12 protein-coding genes are annotated in these 19,522 nt (G+C 65.7%); 8 read left to right on the top strand and 4 right to left on the bottom strand.

Going from position 1 to position 19,522, the window contains the following annotated elements:
- Positions 1 to 173: 173 nt before the first annotated feature.
- Genes SH412_RS25145 through SH412_RS25125 form a run of 5 tightly spaced genes read left to right on the top strand, consistent with a single transcriptional unit; the run spans position 174 to position 6,711 of the window.
- A complete protein-coding gene (locus SH412_RS25145) occupies positions 174 to 1,214 on the top strand; it encodes an AAA family ATPase (RefSeq protein WP_336520787.1) in 1,041 nt (346 codons plus the stop codon).
- Positions 1,214 to 3,235 (top strand): hypothetical protein, encoded by a 2,022-nt coding sequence (locus tag SH412_RS25140; RefSeq protein WP_336520786.1) that lies wholly within the window; start codon positions 1,214 to 1,216, stop codon positions 3,233 to 3,235. Before SH412_RS25145 ends, SH412_RS25140 begins: the two co-directional genes overlap by 1 nt.
- A 36-nt stretch (positions 3,236 to 3,271) precedes the next feature.
- A complete protein-coding gene (locus tag SH412_RS25135) occupies positions 3,272 to 4,282 on the top strand; it encodes an ABC transporter ATP-binding protein (protein ID WP_336520785.1) in 1,011 nt (336 codons plus the stop codon).
- 27 nt (positions 4,283 to 4,309) lie between these two features.
- Entirely contained in the window at positions 4,310 to 5,854 is a 1,545-nt protein-coding gene (locus SH412_RS25130; protein WP_336520784.1) for an ABC transporter permease, read from the top strand.
- Positions 5,851 to 6,711 carry a DUF58 domain-containing protein gene (locus SH412_RS25125; RefSeq protein WP_336520783.1) on the top strand — a complete coding sequence of 287 codons (861 nt, stop codon included), beginning with the start codon at positions 5,851 to 5,853 and terminating at the stop codon, positions 6,709 to 6,711. Before SH412_RS25130 ends, SH412_RS25125 begins: the two co-directional genes overlap by 4 nt.
- A 37-nt stretch (positions 6,712 to 6,748) precedes the next feature.
- On the opposite strand, the gene SH412_RS25120 is transcribed toward SH412_RS25125, so the two are convergent.
- The 4 genes from SH412_RS25120 to SH412_RS25105 all read right to left on the bottom strand — a co-directional run bounded on the left by SH412_RS25120 (position 6,749) and on the right by SH412_RS25105 (position 13,125).
- Positions 6,749 to 7,672: a tetratricopeptide repeat protein gene (locus tag SH412_RS25120; protein WP_336520782.1), complete on the bottom strand. Its 924-nt coding sequence runs from the start codon at positions 7,670 to 7,672 to the stop codon at positions 6,749 to 6,751.
- Between the two features lie 208 nt (positions 7,673 to 7,880).
- The gene (locus tag SH412_RS25115) at positions 7,881 to 10,982 is read right to left on the bottom strand and encodes an efflux RND transporter permease subunit (RefSeq protein WP_336520781.1); all 3,102 of its coding nucleotides are present in this window, start codon (positions 10,980 to 10,982) and stop codon (positions 7,881 to 7,883) included.
- A gap of 60 nt (positions 10,983 to 11,042) precedes the next feature.
- Positions 11,043 to 12,485, bottom strand: coding sequence for an efflux RND transporter periplasmic adaptor subunit (locus SH412_RS25110; protein ID WP_336520780.1), 1,443 nt, complete (start codon positions 12,483 to 12,485; stop codon positions 11,043 to 11,045).
- Positions 12,486 to 12,645: 160 nt separating this feature from the next.
- Positions 12,646 to 13,125 (bottom strand): hypothetical protein, encoded by a 480-nt coding sequence (locus SH412_RS25105; protein ID WP_336520779.1) that lies wholly within the window; start codon positions 13,123 to 13,125, stop codon positions 12,646 to 12,648.
- A 377-nt stretch (positions 13,126 to 13,502) separates the two neighbouring features.
- Between SH412_RS25105 and SH412_RS25100 the strand changes: the two genes are divergently transcribed.
- From SH412_RS25100 to SH412_RS25090, 3 genes are all read left to right on the top strand, one after another.
- Positions 13,503 to 15,752 (top strand): DUF1549 domain-containing protein, encoded by a 2,250-nt coding sequence (locus tag SH412_RS25100; RefSeq protein ID WP_336520778.1) that lies wholly within the window; start codon positions 13,503 to 13,505, stop codon positions 15,750 to 15,752.
- Between the two features lie 67 nt (positions 15,753 to 15,819).
- Positions 15,820 to 18,063, top strand: coding sequence for a PPC domain-containing protein (locus tag SH412_RS25095; RefSeq protein WP_336520777.1), 2,244 nt, complete (start codon positions 15,820 to 15,822; stop codon positions 18,061 to 18,063).
- Positions 18,060 to 19,514: a DUF1501 domain-containing protein gene (locus tag SH412_RS25090; protein ID WP_336520776.1), complete on the top strand. Its 1,455-nt coding sequence runs from the start codon at positions 18,060 to 18,062 to the stop codon at positions 19,512 to 19,514. Before SH412_RS25095 ends, SH412_RS25090 begins: the two co-directional genes overlap by 4 nt.
- The last annotated feature ends 8 nt before the right edge of the window (positions 19,515 to 19,522 follow it).

Below are 19,522 nucleotides of genomic sequence, written 5' to 3'. Positions count from 1 at the left end.
CGCCGATCTCGGAATTCTGATCGCCGGCCGCGGGGGGGAATCTTCCTCCGCGGCCGGTTTGTCATTTCCGGGCCGATGCCGCCCGGTTCCTTCTGCGGCCGGTTTCTGGCAACATGGAGCGGGTCGCCCGGTTCCGGGCGAATGCCCAGCCGCCCGTTCGCCGGAGCCTGCGTGTGTCCGCTGATTCTGTCGCCCCCCCTGCGCGGCTGCTGGCGCCCGAAGAGGTCGCCGAAGCCCAGACGCTGCTGAAGCGGCTGATTGAAGGCCTGGAGTCGGTCATTCTGGGCCAGCGGAATCTCGTCGAGCTGGTCGTCCTCTGCCTGCTGGCCCGCGGGCATCTGCTTCTTGAAGGCCTCCCCGGCCTGGGTAAGACCGAGCTCGTCAAGACCCTCGCCAGGCTTCTGGGGCTGGAGTTCCGCCGCGTGCAGTTCACGCCGGACCTGCTGCCGGCGGACATTCTCGGATCGCCCATTCTCGAAGACCACGGGAACGGCCGCCGCCTCGTTTTTCACCCCGGCCCCATCTTCACCAACCTGCTGCTGGCCGACGAAATTAATCGGGCGACTCCCAAGACGCAGTCGGCGCTCCTCGAAGCGATGCAGGAGCGGCGAGTGACCGTTCTCGGTGAAACGCACATTCTCCCCTTGCCCTTTTTTGTCCTGGCCACGCAGAATCCGATCGAACTCGAGGGGACGTATCCGTTGCCGGAAGCCCAGCTCGACCGTTTCACTTTCAAAGTCGACGTTCCGGGCGTTTCGGTCGAAACCCTGCAGGCGATCGTCACGACGCGCCAGCACGGACGACCGCCGGAAGTGCGCGTCGCGCTTTCGGCGGCGGACCTGCAGCGACTGTTCGCCCTGACGGATGCCGTCCTGCTGCCGACCGCAGTCTCCAACTTCATCGCGAGACTGGTCGCCTCGACGCACCCGGAAGATCCGCACGCTCCGGAGGAGGCCCGCAAATTCATCCGGTACGGAGCCTCGCCGCGCGCGGCGATCGCCCTCGCCGAGACCGCCCGCGCCGCGGCCCTGCTGGCGGGCAAGCCGAGCGTCGGCTTTGCGGATGTCCGCCGGGTCGCCGGCAGCGTGCTGCCGCACCGGCTGCTGCTGGACTATTCCGCCAGGCTGGATGGCTGGAGTCCTGCACGACTTGTCGGCAGGCTCGTCGACGTCTTGCCGGAGACGGCCCATAAGTTGTCCGGAGAGCCACGCTGATGAAGACTGTTCTGCAGATTCTTCAGGCGGTCGCGTCGCTCGCGCTGGTGGCGTCGTGCACGCTGCTCCAGGCCGACGACGAGGTCCGGCTCGATGGCCACGATCTGCAGATTCACGTCGACTGGCGCTGGATCGGCGGCGACAATGGAGGCTACTATCCGCTGCGAATTGAAGTCGTGAACAAGGGGGCCGCGCGTGATGTGGAGTTCGCGTTCGCCTGTCGGGACGCCGGCTTTCCAGGAGCGAAGCGGTCGCTCAAACTTGATGCCGGTGCAACCACCCGCTTCACGCTGCTGGTTCCTCTGGCCCGCGAACGCTCGTCCGGTCAGTTTCTGGCTTCGATCGCGGGCGAACCGCTCGAAGGGCTGGCCTACTCGATTACGCTGCCCGATGCCGATTCCGGAGACGTCCGCCCCGCCATACTCGTCGTGTCCCGTTCGGCGCCGAATCTCGGCCCGCTCGAAACGGCTCTGCCCCAGTTCCACCAGGTCTGGACGCCGTCGAATGCACCGGGCTCATTTCCCGCGGCCTCCTGGGCCGCCACCGTCGCCATGTCCTGGAACGCTCGCCCGTCGAACCATCGGATCATCGCTCCGGAGGGGCTGCCTGAGAACTGGCTGGCTTATTCCACCGTGGACTTCGCCATCCTCGCGCGCGACGATCTGTCGGCTCTGCAGCCCGCGCAGCGCCGGGCGCTCCTCGACTGGACGGCCGCGGGCGGAACGCTGATCGTCACTGCAACAGGTCAACTGCCAGCCGATGATCCGGCGCTGTCAAAGCTGCTGGGTTTGCCGGCAGCGACCGGCTGGAGTTTGGCTGACCGCCGCCGTCGATCTCAGGGAGCGCCGGCCCTCTGGCCCCTCGACCCCAGTCCGTTTGCGGTTCGTCGCAGCGGCCTGGGGCAGATCGCCGTCCTGCCCGGCGACCCGTTTGACGCCGGCGAAGGAGCTGCGGTTTCGGAAGACTGGCAGTGGCTGCTGCGATCGTTGCCGATGTACGACCTGTCCTGGACTCAGCGGTACGGCGGCTCCTTGCGGACCGTGGATACCCGGTTTCTGGAGTTCCTGATTCCGGATCAACGGTCGGTGCCGGTCGGAGCGATGCTGGTTCTCGTGACGCTGTTCACCCTCGCGATCGGGCCGCTGAACTACTGGCTCGCCTGGCGCCGGCATCGCCTTTCCCTGCTGCTGCTCACCGTTCCGGGTTTCTCCCTGGCGACCACGCTGCTGCTCCTGCTGTTTTCGCTGGTGGCGTTCGGATTCACCGCGCAGGCGCGAGTTCGCAGTCTGACCATGCTCGATCAGGCCAGTCAGACGGCGTCGACCATCGCCCGGATTTCGCTCTACGATCCGTTCGCTCCGGGAGCGGGACCTGCATTCTCCGCGGACTCCGCCGTCATCCCGCTGCACGGACCGGGCAGCGTCCCGCGACTCGACCCCATCGACTGGACCGAGCGTCAGCAGCTCGGTCCGGGCTGGCTGCCATCACGGACGCGCACGCAGTTCCTGACCGTCTCGCCGCATGCCGAACGACGCCGACTGGAGATCCGCCCGTCCGGCTCCGGCGATCTGTCGCTCAGCAACGGGTTCGAGATTGGCCTCAAAGCCGTCCTGGCATCCGACGATCGCGGCGAGGTCTTCGTCGGTCGCGCTGTGCCGGCGGGGGGGGGCGTTGAGCTGAAGCCGGCGGACGCCGTTGCCCGCCGGGCCTTCCTGACCGAGTGGCAGGCGGATCCTCTCGAATTGCCGGACGATCTCGATTCCGATCTCGTAAAAGCGACGTCGTCGATCCGACGAGGTTTCTGGGGCCCCCGCCGTCACTACCGCCCCCAGGCGATGACGGCGTCGTCTCCTGGGTTGCTGGAAGACCTGTGGGCCGATTGCGGTCGCCTGATTGAAGCCGACGGGCCGCTGCCCCCCCGGACGTTTCTGGCGATTCTGGAGGCCAATCCCGGCGTCTCGACCGGGGTGTCGCACGTTGTCGAACGGGGCAGCATCCATGTCCTGCGGGGATCCTATTGATCGCCGGTCGGCGAGCGAGAAATTGCAGGAGACAGCATGGTTGCGATCGATGAAAAGTCGGCCCCGGGCGCGATGCTGCGCCGCACCGGCACCCCGACGATTGAGGTGCAGCAACTGCACCGGCACTTTGGCCGGCTCAAGGCCGTCAACGATATTTCGTTCTCCGCCTGGCCCGGCCAGGTCATCGGATTCATCGGGCCGAACGGCGCCGGCAAGACGACGACCATGCGGATTCTGGCCACGCTCGAAACGCCGACCTCGGGCGATGCGAAAATCTGCGGCGATTCCGTAATCGACGATCCCGACCGCGTTCGCCGACGGATGGGCTTCATGCCCGACAGCTTCGGCCGTTACTCGAATACCAGCGTGTTCGAGTATCTCGACTTCTATGCCCGCGCCTACGGCTACCGGGGGACGGGCCGGCGCGACGCCCTCGATCGGGTGCTGACCTTCACGGAGCTGGACCGGCTCTCCAGCAAGCCGATCGACACGCTCTCCAAAGGGCAGTCGCAGCGGCTGGGCCTCGGACGGACGCTGATCCACGATCCGGACGTGCTGATTCTCGACGAACCGGCCGCGGGTCTCGACCCGCGCGCCCGCGTCGAGCTGCGCGAGCTGATCGCGCTCCTCTCGTCGCAGCTCAACAAGACGGTGCTGATCAGCTCGCATATCCTGACGGAACTGGGGGAAATCTGCGACGCGGCCTGCATCATCGAGGCTGGCCGGGTTCTCGCCTGGGGAACGATCGCGGAGATTCAGGACCAGCAGCGGCAGCAGCAGGGGCGGACCTCGGAGCGGACGGTGCTGGTCCGCGTGCTCGACGAAGCCGCGCGGTTCGAGAGCTGGCTCGCCGAGCAGCCCTGGGTCGAACGCCCGACCGGCGCCGGGCCGCAGCGATTCGCGTTCGAGTTCGCCGGAGACGAGGAGGCGTGCGCGGCGCTCCTGGCGAACGCCGTTCGGGCGGGCTTCCGGATCGTCGAGTTTCACGGCAAGACCGAGACGCTCGAAGACGCGTTCATGGCGATTACTCGCGGCATCATGCAGTAATTCGGCCTGGCAAAGGATCGTGTTTCGATGAGCACTGTCGAGTTGTGGAATGGAACCGATGACCGGCTTTCCCGCTGGCAGGACCGCGCCAGCGACCTGTTCAATCCGATCCTCGTCAAGGAGGTCCGGCAGTCGCTCAAGAGCCGGCAGTTCATCATCACGTTCCTGCTCCTGTTGACGAGCGCCTGGGTCGTCACCGTCGGCGGCCTGGCCTGGGCCGGTCCGCTGGTCGAGTACACGCCGGCCGGCCATCGGTTTTTCATGGGCTACTACTTCGTCCTGTGCGTCGCGGCCCACGTCCTCGTACCGATCTCGGCCTATCGATCGCTGCTCGCGGAACGGGACTTCAACACCTACGACTTGCTGAGCATCACGCTGTTGCGTCCGCGCCAGATCGTCTGGGGCAAGCTGTTCGGGGCGCTGCTGCAGGTTCTGATGTTTTTCTCGGCCGTCGCGCCGTTCATCGCGTTTACGTCGTTGATGGACGGCTTCGATCTGCCTCGCGCACTGCTGTTGATGAGCCTGACGCTCTGCATCTCGCTGGGAACATCCATGCTGGGTCTGATGCTGGCGACGGTCAGCCGGCAGCGGCACCTGCAGGGGGTGATTTCGATGTTCTTCATCGGCGGACTCGTCAGCACGTTCTTTTCCTATCAGGCCGCCGTCGTCGGCGAGAACGTCGTCGCTCAGGTCGAGTTCAACGGCGACTTCTGGCGCGTGCTCGGAACGCTGCTCCTGGTGGGGGTGTCGTACGTCATTCTTTTTCAGGAAGTCGCCGTTTCGCAGCTCACGTTCGAGAGCGACAACCGCAGCACGGGGATCCGGGTGATCGCCGCGCTGCAATACCTGTTCTGGCTGATTGCCATCCCGATCGCCGCCCGGCACTTCTCGCGATCGATGCATCTGACCGGGGAGGTGCTGACGATTTACTGCGTGGCGGCGGCGCTCCACTGGACCGCGCTGGGGATGTTCTTCTGCGTCGAGCCCGACGAGCTGTCGCGCCGGCTCAAACGCCGGCTCCCCCGGAATTCGCTCCTGCGCCTCTGTCTCGTTCCGTGGCTGCCGGGCGGCAGCCGCGGGCTGCTGCTGCTCGTCTTTCAACTGGCCCTGCTGCCGGTCGCCATCGTCGTGCTGGGTTACGGCCTTCACATGATCGAACCGGGCGACGTCCGCCGGACGCTCCTCCTCGCCGCCGGCTGCGCCGGCTATGTCATTTTCTACCTGGGCCTGGGCGCAGCCATCGGCCAGCTCTTCCGACCGTTGCTGCAGCCGGCCCACGTCCGCGTGATCACCCTGCTGATTTTCGCCGCGGGAGTCATCGGACCTTACTTCCCGCAGTTGCTGCAGGACAGTCTTCCCGGCGGCTACGAGGTGCTCTTTGTCAGCAATCCGCTGGAAACGCTGTCCGAGATCGATCGAGGGGGCGTCAGCGGCGACGTCATGATGTCGATGTTCATTCTGCTGATCGCCGCCGGCCTCGTGCTCGCGTGGCTCCTGCCGCGAATGGTGGCCGGCATCCTGGAAATCTGGTCGCCGACGATCACTCCGCCCGTCACCGGGGGGGCTTCGTGAGAGACGACCCGGACGTTCAACGGGCGGTCGCCGCCTGGCAACTGGCGCTGCCGCACGCCGCTCTGCGCGGTCGCAACGGCGAAATCGCCGGTCGATCCGCCGGCAGTTCCCTGGAGTTCCACGAGTACCGCCAGTATCTGCCCGGCGACGACGTCCGCAACCTGGACTGGTCGGCCTACGCCCGCACCGATCAACTGATGATTCGCCTGCATCGGGAAGAGCTGAGCCCCCGGACCGACATCCTGCTGGATGCCAGCGGATCGATGGCCGCGGGCAGCGGCGAGAAATGGCGGGTGTCCCGGCAACTGGCGGTCGCACTCGCCATGCTCGCCGAACGCCTTGGAGGCCCGGCGCGCGTCTATGCGGCCGACGATCGTCAGCCCCCATCTGCGCTGTCGGGCTCCGGACTCCAGCAACTGCAGAACTGGTCGTGCGTCGGTCGCCGCAGTTTGAAGGAGGTCGTGGCGGCGCGCGCCGTCCCCTGGCAGGCGCACGGGCTGCGGATTGTTCTGAGCGATTTCCTGTTTCCCCACGAACCCGGGCCGCTCGTACAGCGGCTTGCGGACGGAGCGGGCCTGCTGTGGCTGATTCAGACCGTCACCGCCTGGGAGCTGGAACCCACCAGTCCAGGAGGGCGTCGGCTCGTGGATCCCGAGACCGACGAGCACCTCGATCTGGTGATCACTCCGCGGACGCTCGCCCGTTACCAGTCGCGCCTGCAGCAGTTGCGAGAGGGGCTGGAGCGGGCCGCCCGCCTCGCCGGGGCCGTATTCGTCACGACGGTCGTCGACCGCGGACTTGAGACGCTCTGCCGTGACGATCTGTTCCCGCGCGGAGTCCTGCAGCCGGTCGCGTGAACGGTCGGAGAACCGCGACTTCGACGTGCGCGAGCGTTCAACGGAGGGACTCCGTTTCGCTCCCTTGATACGACGTTCGTCGGGCGGGCGTCAGTTCGCCCTGGAACCCAGCACGTTCCACGCCGTCCGGAGCGCTGCTTCTCGCCAGCTCTTCGGAAAGCAGCCTGGCGCCCTCGTGGCGGTCGTCGAGCTGCAGGGCGTGCTGGACGCTGGACCCCGACTCGGCGATCTGCCCGCAGCGGGCCTGGGCCGTGGCGAGTTGACACCAGTCGTCGGCTGTGGAGGCGCGTTGGGCGATCGCCTGTTCCATCAGGCGAGCGGCATCCTCCCATCTTCCGGTGGCGGCATATGCCCGGCCGAGCGACCATTCGGCTTCATGCTGGACGATCGTGGACGCCCACGGATGCTGCAAGAGGGTCCGCAGGACCGGCGCTGCGAGCTCCGGCTGTCCGCGCGCGATCTGCACCTGCGCCATGCCCAGTTGGGCTTCGGCGTGGTCGGGAGAGACCTGCAGCAGCTCGTGATACGCCGCCAGCGCGGCGGAGTAGTCCGCCCGCTGTGCGGCGCAACGGGCGCGCACCAGGAGCGCTTCTGCATTCACGGGATCGACGCTGAGGGCCGACTGCGCCCAGACGTCGGCCTCCTGGATCTGCCCGGTTTCACAGAGCGCGGTGGCGTAGCGCGACAGCAGTTTCACATCCGACCGGGACTCGTGCGCCAGCGCCGAGAACTCCTCCAGCGCTTCGGCGCGACGACCGACCTGCCACATCATCTCCGCCAGCCGAGTCCGGACTTCGATGTCTTCCGGTCGCTGCCGTCGGGCCTGATCGAGCAACTGGCGAGCCTCGTCGCTGCGACCCGTTTCGTGGGCGGCGGCCGCCTGCGAACAGAGATCGCTGCATTCCGCGGAGCGACGGGCCGCCCGCTCCCGGAGCGTCTGGCAGCCGGCCAGAATCAGCACGCACACGACGCCGCACGCAGCGAGCCGACGGCAGACTGCGATCCCACGACGGCGGCAGGAGCCGGCCGGATCGCAGACGCCGGAGGTGGCGAAGCGGCAATTCATTGTCGCAACGGGACTTATGATGTGCCGAAAGAACGGGCAACCCGATGGGGCCGCAGAATTTAGCAGCTCTTGCCAGTTCTGAGGAGACCGAAATTTCGGCCGATCAATGCCCCCCGAGTTTCGCGGCCTGTTCCGGATCGACAGGCAGACCGCGGACGAACCAGGGGTAGATCGCTGGGATCACGAGACCCGTCAGCAGCGTCGATGTGATCAGGCCGCCGATGACGACCGTCGCCAGCGGACGCTGAATCTCCGCCCCCGCCGTCGTCGACATCGCCATCGGCAGGAAGCCCAGGCTGGCGACCATCGCGGTCATCAGAACCGGTCGCAACCGGGTCAAGGCGGTCGTTTCGGAGGCTTGGCGCGGTGGTATGCCGGCATGGCGGTTATGCTCCGCAGCGCTGACCCACACCAGGCCGTTGAGGACCGCCACACCGAACAGAGCGATGAACCCCACGCCCGCGGAAATGCTGAAGGGCATGTCTCGCAACGCCAGCGAATAAATCCCCCCCGACGCCGCCATCGGGACGGCGAGGAAGATCAGCGACGCCAGGCGGAACGAGTGAAACGTCGTGTGCAGCAGCAGATAGATCACAAGGAGGACGAACGGGGTCACAATCGCCAGTCGCAGACTGGCCGACTGCAGGTTCTCGAAGTCCCCTCCCCAGCGGATCTCGTAGCCGGTCGGCAGGCGGACTTCGCGCCCGAGGACGCGCTGGGCTTCCTGGACGAAACTGGCGACGTCGCGTCCGCGGACGTTCGCCTGAATGTAGGTCCGGCGTCGGTTCGATTCGTGCTCGATGGCGGGGGGGGATTCCTCCATCGTCAGGTCCGCCAGCTCGCCCAGCGGGACAGGCTGGCCTGCCGCCGTGAACACCGGCACCTGCGAGAGAAGTTCGATCGATTCCCGCCAGGCCTGCGGAATGCGGACCATGATCGGGAACCTGGCCCGGCCGTCGAAGACCTGCCCGGCCTTTTCGCCCCCAAGCGCCGACACCGTCTGCATCACCTGGCTGGCGTCGACGCCGTACCGCGCCAGCGCGTCCTGCCGGACCTGGACGCGCAACGATGGCAGGTCCGCCTGGTGTTCGGCTTTCACGTCTACGGCGCCCGGAATCTTCCGCATCAGTCCCTGAATCTGCTGACCGAGGCGATTGAGCGTCGGCAGATCGTCGCCGTACAGCAGGACCGCGACGTCGGCCTTGACCCCGGCGACCAGTTCGTCGACGCGCATCTCGATCGGCTGCGAGAAGCCGAAGACGACTCCCGGAACGTTGTCGTTGAGGAGCGCGGACATTTCTTCGATGAGCTCGTTGCGCGACTTATGGACGGGCCAGTCGTGTTCCGGATGGAGCAGGCACCAGACGTCGGTCTGGTGGACGCCCATGATGTCGTTGGCGATTTCGGGACGGCCGGTCTTACAGAACACGGTCCGGACCTCCGGCAGCGGCAGCAGGAGCTTTTCGATCCGGGTCGACATCTCGACCGAGTCTTCCAGCGTCGCGCTCGGGAGTCGGTTGACCTCGATCAGGATGTCTCCTTCGTCGAGCCGGGGCATGAATTCCCCGCCGAGCCGGGCCGCGACCGGGATGCACCCGAGCGACACGACCAGCGCCACGACGACGGTCCACACGGGATGGGCGATCGTCGTATGGACCAGCGGGTGATAGATCTTGTGGATCATGCGAATGATCCAGATCTCCTTTTCCTCGGTCTTGCGGGAGAGCGCCAGGGAGGCCACGGCGGGCATGAAGGTCAGGGACAGCACCAGCGATCCCGCCAGGGCGAAGAGCACGGTCAGGGCCATCGGCTTGAACAGTTTTCCTTCGGTCCCCTGCAGGGCCAGAATCGGCACGTAAACCACGCTGATGATCAATTCGCCGAACATCGTCGGCTTGCGGACTTCCAGGCAGGCATCGCGGATCACGTCTTTGAACGGACGGTTCGCGTGGTTCTCGGAGATCCGCCGGATGCAGTTCTCGACCATGATCACGGAGCTGTCGACGATCAGACCGAAGTCGATGGCGCCGAGGCTCATCAGGCTGGCGGTGATTCCGGTGGCCCACATCATGTTCGCCGCGAACAGCATCGACAGGGGGATGGCGAGGGCCACGATCAACCCCGCCCGCAGGCTGCCGAGCATCACCAGCAGCACGATGATCACCAGCACGCCCCCTTCGAAGAGATTCTTCTCGACGGTATGCAGCGTCCGGCCGATCAGCTCCGCGCGGTCGTACGTTTCCTCCAGCGTGACGTCGGGCGGCAAAGTCTTCTGGATCTCGACCAGGCGATCCTTGACGGCATGCACGACTTCGCGCGAGTTGGAGCCGATCAGCATCATCGTCATGCCCATCACCGCCTCGCCGCGACCGTCGCGCGTCACGGCGCCCTGCCGCGTCAAGGGGGCGATGACCACATCGGCGACGTCCTGGATCAGGATCGGCGCGCCCTGCGGCGACGTCCGCAGCACGACCTGCTGGATGTCGTCGACCCCCTTGAGCAACGCCTGTCCCCGGATGAAGCGCTGCTCGCCGTGGTGGACGACGTAACCTCCCCCTGCCGTGCTGTTGTTCTGCTGCAGCGAGTTGAACACGTCGCTCAGCGAGACGCCGAAGCTCGCCATCCGATCGGGATCGGGACGGACTTCGAAGGATTTGTAGTAGCCCCCCTGCGAATTCACTTCGGTCACGCCGGGAACTTCGCGCAGCCGGGGCGAGATCTCCCATTCGAGCAGCGTCCGCAGTTCCATCGGCGTGCGCGTGTCGCTGCGAACTTCGAACTGCAGAATCTCCCCCAGCGCCGTCGTCAGAGGGCCCAGCCGCGGGGTGCCGTAGCCCGGCGGAATTCGCTCGGCGGCGTCGGTCAGCCGCTCGTTCACAACCTGCCGGGCGCGAAAAATGTCCGTCCCTTCCTGAAACACGACCGTCACCGACGAGATGCCGAATTTCGAAACGCTCCGGATCTCCTCGACCCCCGGCAGCCCGGCCATCGTCAGCTCGACTGGAAACGTGACGTACTGCTCGACTTCGAGCGGCGTCAGCGCCCCGGCGTCCGTGACCACCTGCACCTGCACGTTGGTCATGTCGGGCACAGCGTCAATCGGCAGATTCAGCGCCGCCACAACCCCCAGCAAACCCATCAGCGCGATCATCGCAATGATCAGCAGCCGGTTGTCGAGGGAAAAATCGATCAGCTTGGAGAGCATGTGAGTCACTCGGCTCGTGCAGGAGTAATTGATCGGAAACGAGTGTTGCGCGGCGGAAGGCTATTCCTCAGGTTCGAGCAGCAGTTCCGACTTGAGGACGAACGCCCCCTCCGTCACCACCTTCTCGCCCGGCTGCAGTCCCGCGACGACTTCGACCGTTCCCCCTTCCTGAATTCCCGTCTTGATCTCGCGGGCCTCGAACTCCCGTTCGCCCGCGGCGACAAACACCATCACCCGCCCCTCATGGCTGACGACCGCCCCTTCCGGAATCGCCACCACCTCCCGCGGTTTCGCCTCCGGCAGCGCCACCCGCACAAACATTCCCGGTCGCAACAGCCCGTCGGGGTTGTCGATCTCGGCAATCAGCGGCACGGCCCGCGACTCGACGACGACCGAACGCCCCATGTAAGAGACTTTGGCCTCAAGTCGACGCCCCGCGAGCGCCGGGCTCTGGACCTCGATCATCTGCCCCTGTGCCACGTGAATCGCCCCCCAGTCCTTCTCCCGGATGTCCGCCTGCACGTACAAGTGCGTCGTATCGGCGACCAGCATCAAATCGTCCCCCTGCTTGACGCGTTCCAGCGGGGCGATCGGCACTTCTTCGACCGTTCCCGACATCGGCGCCGCCAGAGGCCACGTGCTGAGCGACTCATCCTTCATGCCGCCAGGCGGCTCGCCCCCCCCCGTCAGCCAGGAGAGTCGCTGCCGGGCGATGGCCAGCCGACGCTCGGCGTCGGCGAAGGCGGAATCGGCCCGTCCGCGCTTCTGCTGAACTTCGAACTTCGCTTGTTCGCACAGGGACGAAAACTCCGCTTCGCCAATCTCGCGCGCGGAAACCTGCTCGTTCAGAGACCGCACGGTCGCCAGCCCTTCGTCCGCCAGCGGCTTCAGCCGGGCCGACAGCCGGTCGGCCAGGAGGAAGCGGGAGTAGGCCCCGATGAGCTGGTTGCGATAGTCCCCCAGCGTCCGGTCCTGGAACGTCGCCTGGACCTTCCGCAGATCCGTCGCTTCACGCAGCGCCCCAATCAGATCGCCGAGATTGGACTGGACCTCGTGCCACCAGTCCGACTCGCGCCGGGCCAGTTTCAGGTCGTCTTCTTTCTGCTGCACATCGGCGCGCCGCTCGCCGATATCCGGGCTGTCGATGACGCACATTGCCTGACCGGCTTCCACCGTATCACCCGTGCGAACCAGGATCTCGCGGATCACACCGTCCGATGGCGCCTTGATATGAGTATGCCGTCGGGCGTTGTAGTCGATCCGTCCCGGAACCCAGCGCTGAGGAACCAGCGACCGTCGGGTGACCTCCTCGATCTTCAAATGCGCCGCATCGGCCTTGGCTTCCGTTAACGCGACGCGATCTTTGGGACGCGTCTCGACCTCGGGAGCCGGTTCCGGCTCTGCCTCCTTCGACGCCAGCAGATCCGGACCGAAACGCCATGCGGCGAACCCGCCGGCCGCCAGCAGAACACCCGTCAACAGAATCGACCATAACCGCTTCATCGCGCGCACCCTTCAGATCACGGCCTGAACTACAGACGGGCGTGCGCATGAAGAACTGGCGCAACTCACCCGGCCGGCGTCGGCAGGCGCAAAGCGTGCGCTGCCGGAAGACTCATCGATTCCCCGCCGGACGTACCAGAGAGGCGTCCGACGGCGGCGATCAGCAGCGGATGACCCGCAGGAGCTGATGCAGGGGTACGTCGATGGAATAGGTCGTCAGAAACGAGCTGCCCGCCGTCGCCGACATGCGCTGCGCCGACAGCTCGAACCGTGGAGACCGCCAGTCGATCTCGTCCGCGTCGCTCGCGACGGTGGCATCCCGATCGACCGAGTCATCGAGTCGGACGACGGTGACGTCGAACTGCACCGGCCCCGCCGGCTCGTCATCGGACTCCGTCGGGACCGCTGGACAACCCCAGGCCGGGAGGACGAGATGCCAGTGCCACTCGCATTCGCCCGGGACGGCCGCGTCGCCGTGGAACTCGTGAACGTGCCGCGCAAGCGCAGCGTGGTCCCAGCCCCCCGTCTCGTGGGCGTGCACCAGCGGAACCGGCGCCTGCCAGAGGGTCAGCAGCAGACACAGCCTCAGCCACGCCCAGAGGGGCTGGCGAGTGCGTCGGGTCTGATGGCTGGCGGTCATGCTGGCTCTCAAATTCACGAATCAACCGCTGCAAGTATATGCCGACCCCATGTCGTCCGCCAAGGAGATTTGCAGTCCGGCTGACGAAACCGGCACTCGGCGTTCTGTCGACGACCATTCCGCCAGACCTGTAAACGCGCTCCAGGCCGCATTTTCCGAGCCCCTGCGCGACTTCCGCCGCCGAACTTTTGCCCTCAGCCCCGACGGGACCGTTTTTTGCGGTTGTCCGCGAGGAAATGAATCGACCGTTGACGCGAATCCCTCTGACATATTAAATTTTGCTGATGGATTCGGCCGAATCCGAGCTTGGAACAAGCTATAATCGAAGTCGATCATCCACCCCGCCCTCCCGCCTGCCAGCCTTCCGCGGAACTGAAATGACCTTCCTCCACCACTATCGCCGACGCCGTTTCCTGCCGGGAGATCTCGTCCTCGCCGTCGTCGGGGGGCTGCTCATCGCGCTCGCCCCGCAATCCGCACAGGCCGCCGATCGAACCGTCAGCTTCGTCAACGACGTCATGCCGGTCCTGACGAAGGCCGGCTGCAATGTGGGCGTCTGCCACGCCAAAGCCGGGGGCGGACAGAACGGATTCCAACTGTCGCTGCTCGGGTTCGAGCCGCAGGAAGACTTCGAACATCTGGTCAAGGAGGGGCGCGGTCGTCGACTCTTCGCCGGCGTTCCCGATCGCAGCCTGCTGCTGCTCAAGGCCTCCGGCCAGATGCCGCACGGCGGCGGCGCCCGTCTGGACGCCGCTTCCGAAGGCTACTCCCTCCTGCGCGAATGGATTCGACAGGGCGCCGCATATGACAAGGAGAGCGACCCGAAACTTCAGTCGTTCGAAGTCCAGCCCAGGCGGGGCTCGATCGCCCGTCACGGCGAACAGCAGCTCAAGGTACTGGCCCGATACTCGGACGGCAGCGAACGCGACGTCACCGAACAGGCGCTCTACGAATCCAACGACCGGAGCATGGCCGAGGTCTCCGATCGCGGGCTCGTCAAGATCCTCGATCTTTCCGGGAACGTCGCCGTCATGGTTCGTTACCAGGGCCAGGTCGCGGTCTTCAGCGCCTCGGTCCCGCTCGGAGCGCCGGTCGAGAATCTGCCTCCCTCCCGGAACTTTGTCGACGAGTTCGTTTTTGGCAATCTGAAAGCGCTCGGCGTCCCCCCATCCTCAGTTTGCGACGATGCGACGTTCCTGCGGCGAGTCACGCTCGATATCGGCGGGCGACTTCCCACGGAGCAGGAAGCGACCGCCTTCCTGGCCAGCACCGATCCCGAGAAACGGGACCACGCCATCGACGAGCTGCTGCGCAGCCCCGACTACGCGGACTATTTCGCCAACAAGTGGACCGCGCTGCTGAAGAATCGTCGCGACGACACCAGCGACATCGTCTCCAACTTCGCCTTCCATGCCTGGGTCCGCGACAGCCTGCTCGCCAACAAGCCGTACGACCAGTTCGTCCGCGAACTGCTGGCGGCAACCGGGACGGTGATCGGCAATCCGCCGGTGGCCTGGTACAAGCGAGTCAAAGAGCCGAAGGATCAGATCGAAGACGTCGCCCAGCTCTTTCTGGGCGTCCGGATGCAGTGCGCCCAGTGCCATCACCACCCGTTCGAACGCTGGAGTCAGGACGACTACTACTCGCTGGCGGCCTTCTTCAGCCAGGTTGGCCGAAAGCCGTCGTCGACGCGCGGCGAGGATCTGATCTTCCACAAGCGCGGCATCGCCGCCGCCACCAATATCAAAACCGGCCTGCCGCTGAAGCCCGCCGCGCTGGGGGACGCCATCCCGCCGATGACGGCGGACGAAGATCCCCGCCTGCGGCTCGCCGACTGGATGAGCACCCCGGAAAACCCGTTCTTCGCAAAGTCGCTCGTGAATCGCTACTGGAAGCACTTCTTCCAGCGGGGTCTGATCGAGCCCGAGGACGACATCCGCGATACGAATCCCCCGACCAACCCGGAACTGCTGGCCGCTCTCGAGAAACACTTCATCGCCAGCGGCTTCGACCTGAAAGAGCTGGTCCGGGTCATCACGCGCTCGCAAGCCTATCAGTTGAGCGCCGCGCCCAACGAACACAACCTCTCCGACCGGCAGAACTACTCGCGATACTATCCCCGGCGGCTGCAGGCCGAAGTCCTGCTCGACGCAATCGACCGGCTGACCGAGTCGCAGACCGACTTTGCCAATCTGCCGGCCGGGACGCGGGCGGTGGCGCTCCCCGACAACAGTTACAACAGATCTTCGCCGTTCCTCAGAGTCTTCGGACGCCCGGAGGGCGAAAGCGTCTGCGAATGCGAACGGGTCCAATCGTCGAGCCTCGCCCAAAGCCTGCATCTGCTCAATGCGGCCGACATCAAGGCGAAGCTCGGCAACCCCAACGGTCGCGCCGTGCGGATCGCGAAGGACGATCGGACGCCCGAGGCAAAGGTCCGCGAGCTGTACCTGGCGGCCTTCTCACGCCAGCCGCGCCCCGACGAGCTGAAGACGTCGCTCGACTATCTGACCGAACCCCGCGCCGACGCCGACGGGAAAACGATCGACCCGCAGAAGGAGGCGGCCGACAACTTCCAGGATCTGATCTGGGCGCTGATCAATACCAAAGAATTCCTGTTCAACCATTAGCCGCAAGAGGGTGGATATGCTGCGATGCTTGCGTGAATGGACCGGAAGAGCAGCGGAGATGAATTCCATGTATCGTCTGACAGTTTTCTGCGTGGCGACGTTGTGCGTCGCTTCGGCATTGCCCGCCCAGTCGGTCTGCCTCCCCGCACCCCGTCTGCTGACCACCATGCCGATGGGGGGCAAGGTCGGAACCCAGGTCGAAATCACAATCACCGGAGACCATCTCGACGCCGCCGATCAGCTCGTCTTCTCCGATCCCCGCATCACCGCGACGCGGAAGCTCGATCCGGCGGGTCAGCCCGTACCGAACAAGTACGTCGTCGCGATCGCCGACGATTGTCCGATCGGCGTCTACGAAGCCCGCATTCTGACCCGGCTGGGCGTTTCGTCGTCCCGTGTCTTCTCGGTCGGCTCATTGCCGGAAGTCGTGCAGACGAAGCCCAACACGTCGCTGGCGACCGCGATGGAACTGCCGGTCAACTCCGTCTGCAACGCCGTCATGACGGTGCGGGCCGTCGACCACTACACGTTCGACGGGCGGAAGGGGCAACGTGTCATCGTTGACTGCGCTACCGGCGGCGTCGATTCCAAGCTCGACGGCGTGGTGATCATCGCCGACGCCGCCGGCCGCGACCTGCTGGTCGAGCGCCGCGGGGGCGTGCTGGACTTCAACGTCCCCGACGACGGCAAGTATGTGATCAAGGTGCACGAGCTGACGTTCAAAGGCGGCCCCGCCTATTTCTATCGCCTCGGCGTCTGGGAGCAGCCGGCAGGTACGCCGATCGTCCGCCAGCCCTCGACCAAAACCGTCAACTCCTTCTCATGGCCCCCCGAGGGCCTCCGCGGCGAAGCCGAGCTGGCGGAAGCCGAGCCGAACAATGGCAGCGCAAAGGCGCAGAAAATCACCCTGCCCTGCGATATCGCGGGAAGCTTCTTCCCGGCCGCCGACGTCGACGTCTTCGAGTTCGAAGCGAAGAAGGGCGAAGAGTGGTGGGTTGAAGTCGCGTCGGAACGCTTCGGCCGCCCCACCGACCCGGCGATCCTCGTCCAGCACGTGACCCGCACGCCGGACGGCGAAACGCTGACCGACGTCGCCGAGTTCAGCGACATCCCCAGCCCGGTCAAGGTCTCCAGCAACGGCTACGCCTACGACGGCCCCCCCTACAACGCGGGGAGCTCGGACATCCTCGGGAAACTGGTCATCAAGGCGGACGGGCTCCATCGCCTGCAACTGCAGGATCTGTTCGGCGGAACGCGGAACGAAGCCCGCAACATCTATCGCCTCGTGATCCGCAAGGCCGCTCCCGACTTCGCCCTGGTCGCCTGGGCCCTCCACATGGAGCTCCGGAACGGCGATCGAAACGCCCTGTCAAAACCTCTGGCCCTTCGCGGCGGAGCGACGATGGCGCTGGAAGTCGTCGCCGTGCGACGGGATGGCTTCGACGGCGACATCGAGCTGGTGATGGAGGGCCTGCCTGAGGGCGTCACCGCCCACGGCTTGAAGATTCCCGCCGGCCAGTCGCGGGGCATGATGCTCGTCACCGCACATCAGAATGCCCCCCGGGCCATGACCAATGCGACGTTCTACGGACGTTCCAAGATCGGCGACGCGGTCGTGACGCGACCGTGCAAGCTGGCCTCGATGGCCTGGCCGGTCGCCGATGCCTGGGGCGAGATTCCCAGCCCGCGTCTGTTGGCCGACGTGCCGGTCTCCGTCAGCGGATTCGACTTTGCCCCTCTCTCGATCGCGCCGTCCGACAAGAACGTCGTGGAAGTCACCGCAGGGACGAAGTTGAAGATTCCGCTCGTCCAGACCCGCCGCAGTGAGTTCTCCGGGGCGACAATGCAGCTCAAGACAACGGGAGCCGGTTTCGAGCGCGTCCCGGCGTTCGACGTCTCACTGACCGCTGACGCGGGCGAGGCGGTGCTGGATCTGGAGACGCTGAAGACTCCTCCCGGCGACTATCTGATCGCGTTCTACGGCAGCGCCGTCGCCAAATATCGGCACAATCCGGACGCCGTCGCCGCCGCCGAGGCCGCCCGTCTGAAAGCCGAGCAGGAAGTCATGGCGCTCGACGCCGAAGCGAAGAAGCTGGCCGAAGCCGCCGCGGCAGCGGCCGTTGAAACCAAGGACGAGGCTGCCAAGGCCGTCGAGGCGATCGCCGTTCGGCAGAAGGCCGCGGCCGCCGCGCTGGCCGCCGCCGCGGAGCAGGTCAAGCAGGCCACGGCCGTGGCCCAGCCCAGAGATATTGTCGATATTGTGGTGTCCGAACCGATCGCGATTCGCGTCAAGCCAGCGGAGTCAAAATGAGCCGTTCTCTCCTCCCGTTCTCCGCCACCTCCTGCGCGGGGCCGCTGGGCCTGGGCGCCGGCAGCCGGCGCAATTTCCTGCAGACGGGTCTGGCCGGCTTCGGCACGCTGAGCCTGCCGGGGATTCTCCGCCTGCAGGCCCAAAACGCCTTGCACGCCGCGGAATCGACCGGCGGCAAATCCGAGAAGACCGCCGTGATCATGGTCTGGCAGCCGGGCGGCCTGTCGCACATCGATTCGTACGACCCGAAGCCGACGTCGGGGAGCGAGTATCGCGGTCCGTTCGGACTCATTCCAACCAAGGTTCCCGGAATGCAGTTCACGGAACTGCTGCCGCGGCATGCGAACCTCGCCGACAAATTCACGGTGTTGCGCTCGATGCATCAGTCCGCGGGAGGGCACCCCGCCGGCTCGATGCAGCTCCTCTCCGGCGACCCCGATACCCGCGATAAACCCAAGCCCCGCTATCCGGACTGGATGTCGGTCGCCAACTACCTGCGCTCGCAGGCAGGCCCGCGTCAGAATCCGCTGCCGGCCTACGTCGGCATCAAGCCGCCGCTGGAGTACAACGGCCCCGCCTATCTGGGCGACGCCTACTCGCCGTTCACCGTTACCGGCGATCCCAACGCGCCGAACTTCTCGGTGCCAAACATCGGCCTGTCGGATGCGGGTGAAGTTCGCAGGCTCGGCCGGCGCTCGACCCTCCGGCAGAACCTCGACACGCTCGAACGTGCGTTCGATCAGGCCGGCGAACTGGCGGCGCTCGACGAGTTCGAAACGCAGGCGATGACTCTGCTGACGAATCCCACGACCAAAGAAGCCTTCGACCTGAGCCGGGAAGACGATCGGACTCGCGACCGTTACGGACGCAACTCCTGGGGGCAGCAACTGCTGCTGGCGCGGCGGCTGGTGGAAGCCGGCGTCGATGTCCTGACCACCAGCCTGAGCGGACCCCTCTGCGGACGCGTTCAGAACTGGGACGACCATGCGGTCAATCACAACGTTTTCGAAGCGATGCGATTCCGGGCGGAGGCCTACGACCAGGCGGTGACCGCGCTCATTGAGGACGTCTACGAACGGGGCCTCGACAAACGCGTACTCGTCGTCGTGACCGGAGAGTTCGGCCGGACTCCCAAAATCAGCTATGCCGCCAGCACCGGCGCCGGCGACGCCAGCGCCCCGTCCGGGACGCAACAGCCCGGTCGCGATCACTGGCCCCGGGCATTCTCGAACATCTGGGCCGGCGGCGGGATTCAAACTGGCCGCTTTATCGGCGCGACCGACAAGCGGGGCGAAGACGTCGTCGAACGGATCTGCGGTCCCGGCGATTTCCTGGCGACAATCTATCATCACCTGGGGATCGATTCGGCAACGACGCTGATCCGCGACTTCAACGGCCGCCCGACACCCATCGTCGACCACGGCAAACCAATTCCGGAACTGATGGGGTAGTCGTCTCA

It is taken from the genome of Planctellipticum variicoloris (assembly GCF_030622045.1).
Taxonomy (GTDB): Bacteria; Planctomycetota; Planctomycetia; order Planctomycetales; family Planctomycetaceae; genus Planctellipticum; species Planctellipticum variicoloris.
This window is presented reverse-complemented; position numbering and strand designations above follow the sequence as displayed.

Bases quoted from the DNA above. Each gene is read 5' to 3' on its own strand.
- SH412_RS25140 (WP_336520786.1), top strand. From the start codon at position 1,214: ATGAAGACTGTTCTGCAGATTCTTCAGGCGGTCGCGTCGCTCGCGCTG.
- SH412_RS25130 (WP_336520784.1), top strand. From the start codon at position 4,310: ATGAGCACTGTCGAGTTGTGGAATGGAACCGATGACCGGCTTTCCCGC.
- SH412_RS25115 (WP_336520781.1), bottom strand. From the start codon at position 10,982: ATGCTCTCCAAGCTGATCGATTTTTCCCTCGACAACCGGCTGCTGATC.
- SH412_RS25090 (WP_336520776.1), top strand. From the start codon at position 18,060: ATGAGCCGTTCTCTCCTCCCGTTCTCCGCCACCTCCTGCGCGGGGCCG.
- SH412_RS25105 (WP_336520779.1), bottom strand. From the start codon at position 13,125: ATGACCGCCAGCCATCAGACCCGACGCACTCGCCAGCCCCTCTGGGCG.
- SH412_RS25110 (WP_336520780.1), bottom strand. From the start codon at position 12,485: ATGAAGCGGTTATGGTCGATTCTGTTGACGGGTGTTCTGCTGGCGGCC.
- SH412_RS25095 (WP_336520777.1), top strand. From the start codon at position 15,820: ATGTATCGTCTGACAGTTTTCTGCGTGGCGACGTTGTGCGTCGCTTCG.
- SH412_RS25135 (WP_336520785.1), top strand. From the start codon at position 3,272: ATGGTTGCGATCGATGAAAAGTCGGCCCCGGGCGCGATGCTGCGCCGC.
- SH412_RS25100 (WP_336520778.1), top strand. From the start codon at position 13,503: ATGACCTTCCTCCACCACTATCGCCGACGCCGTTTCCTGCCGGGAGAT.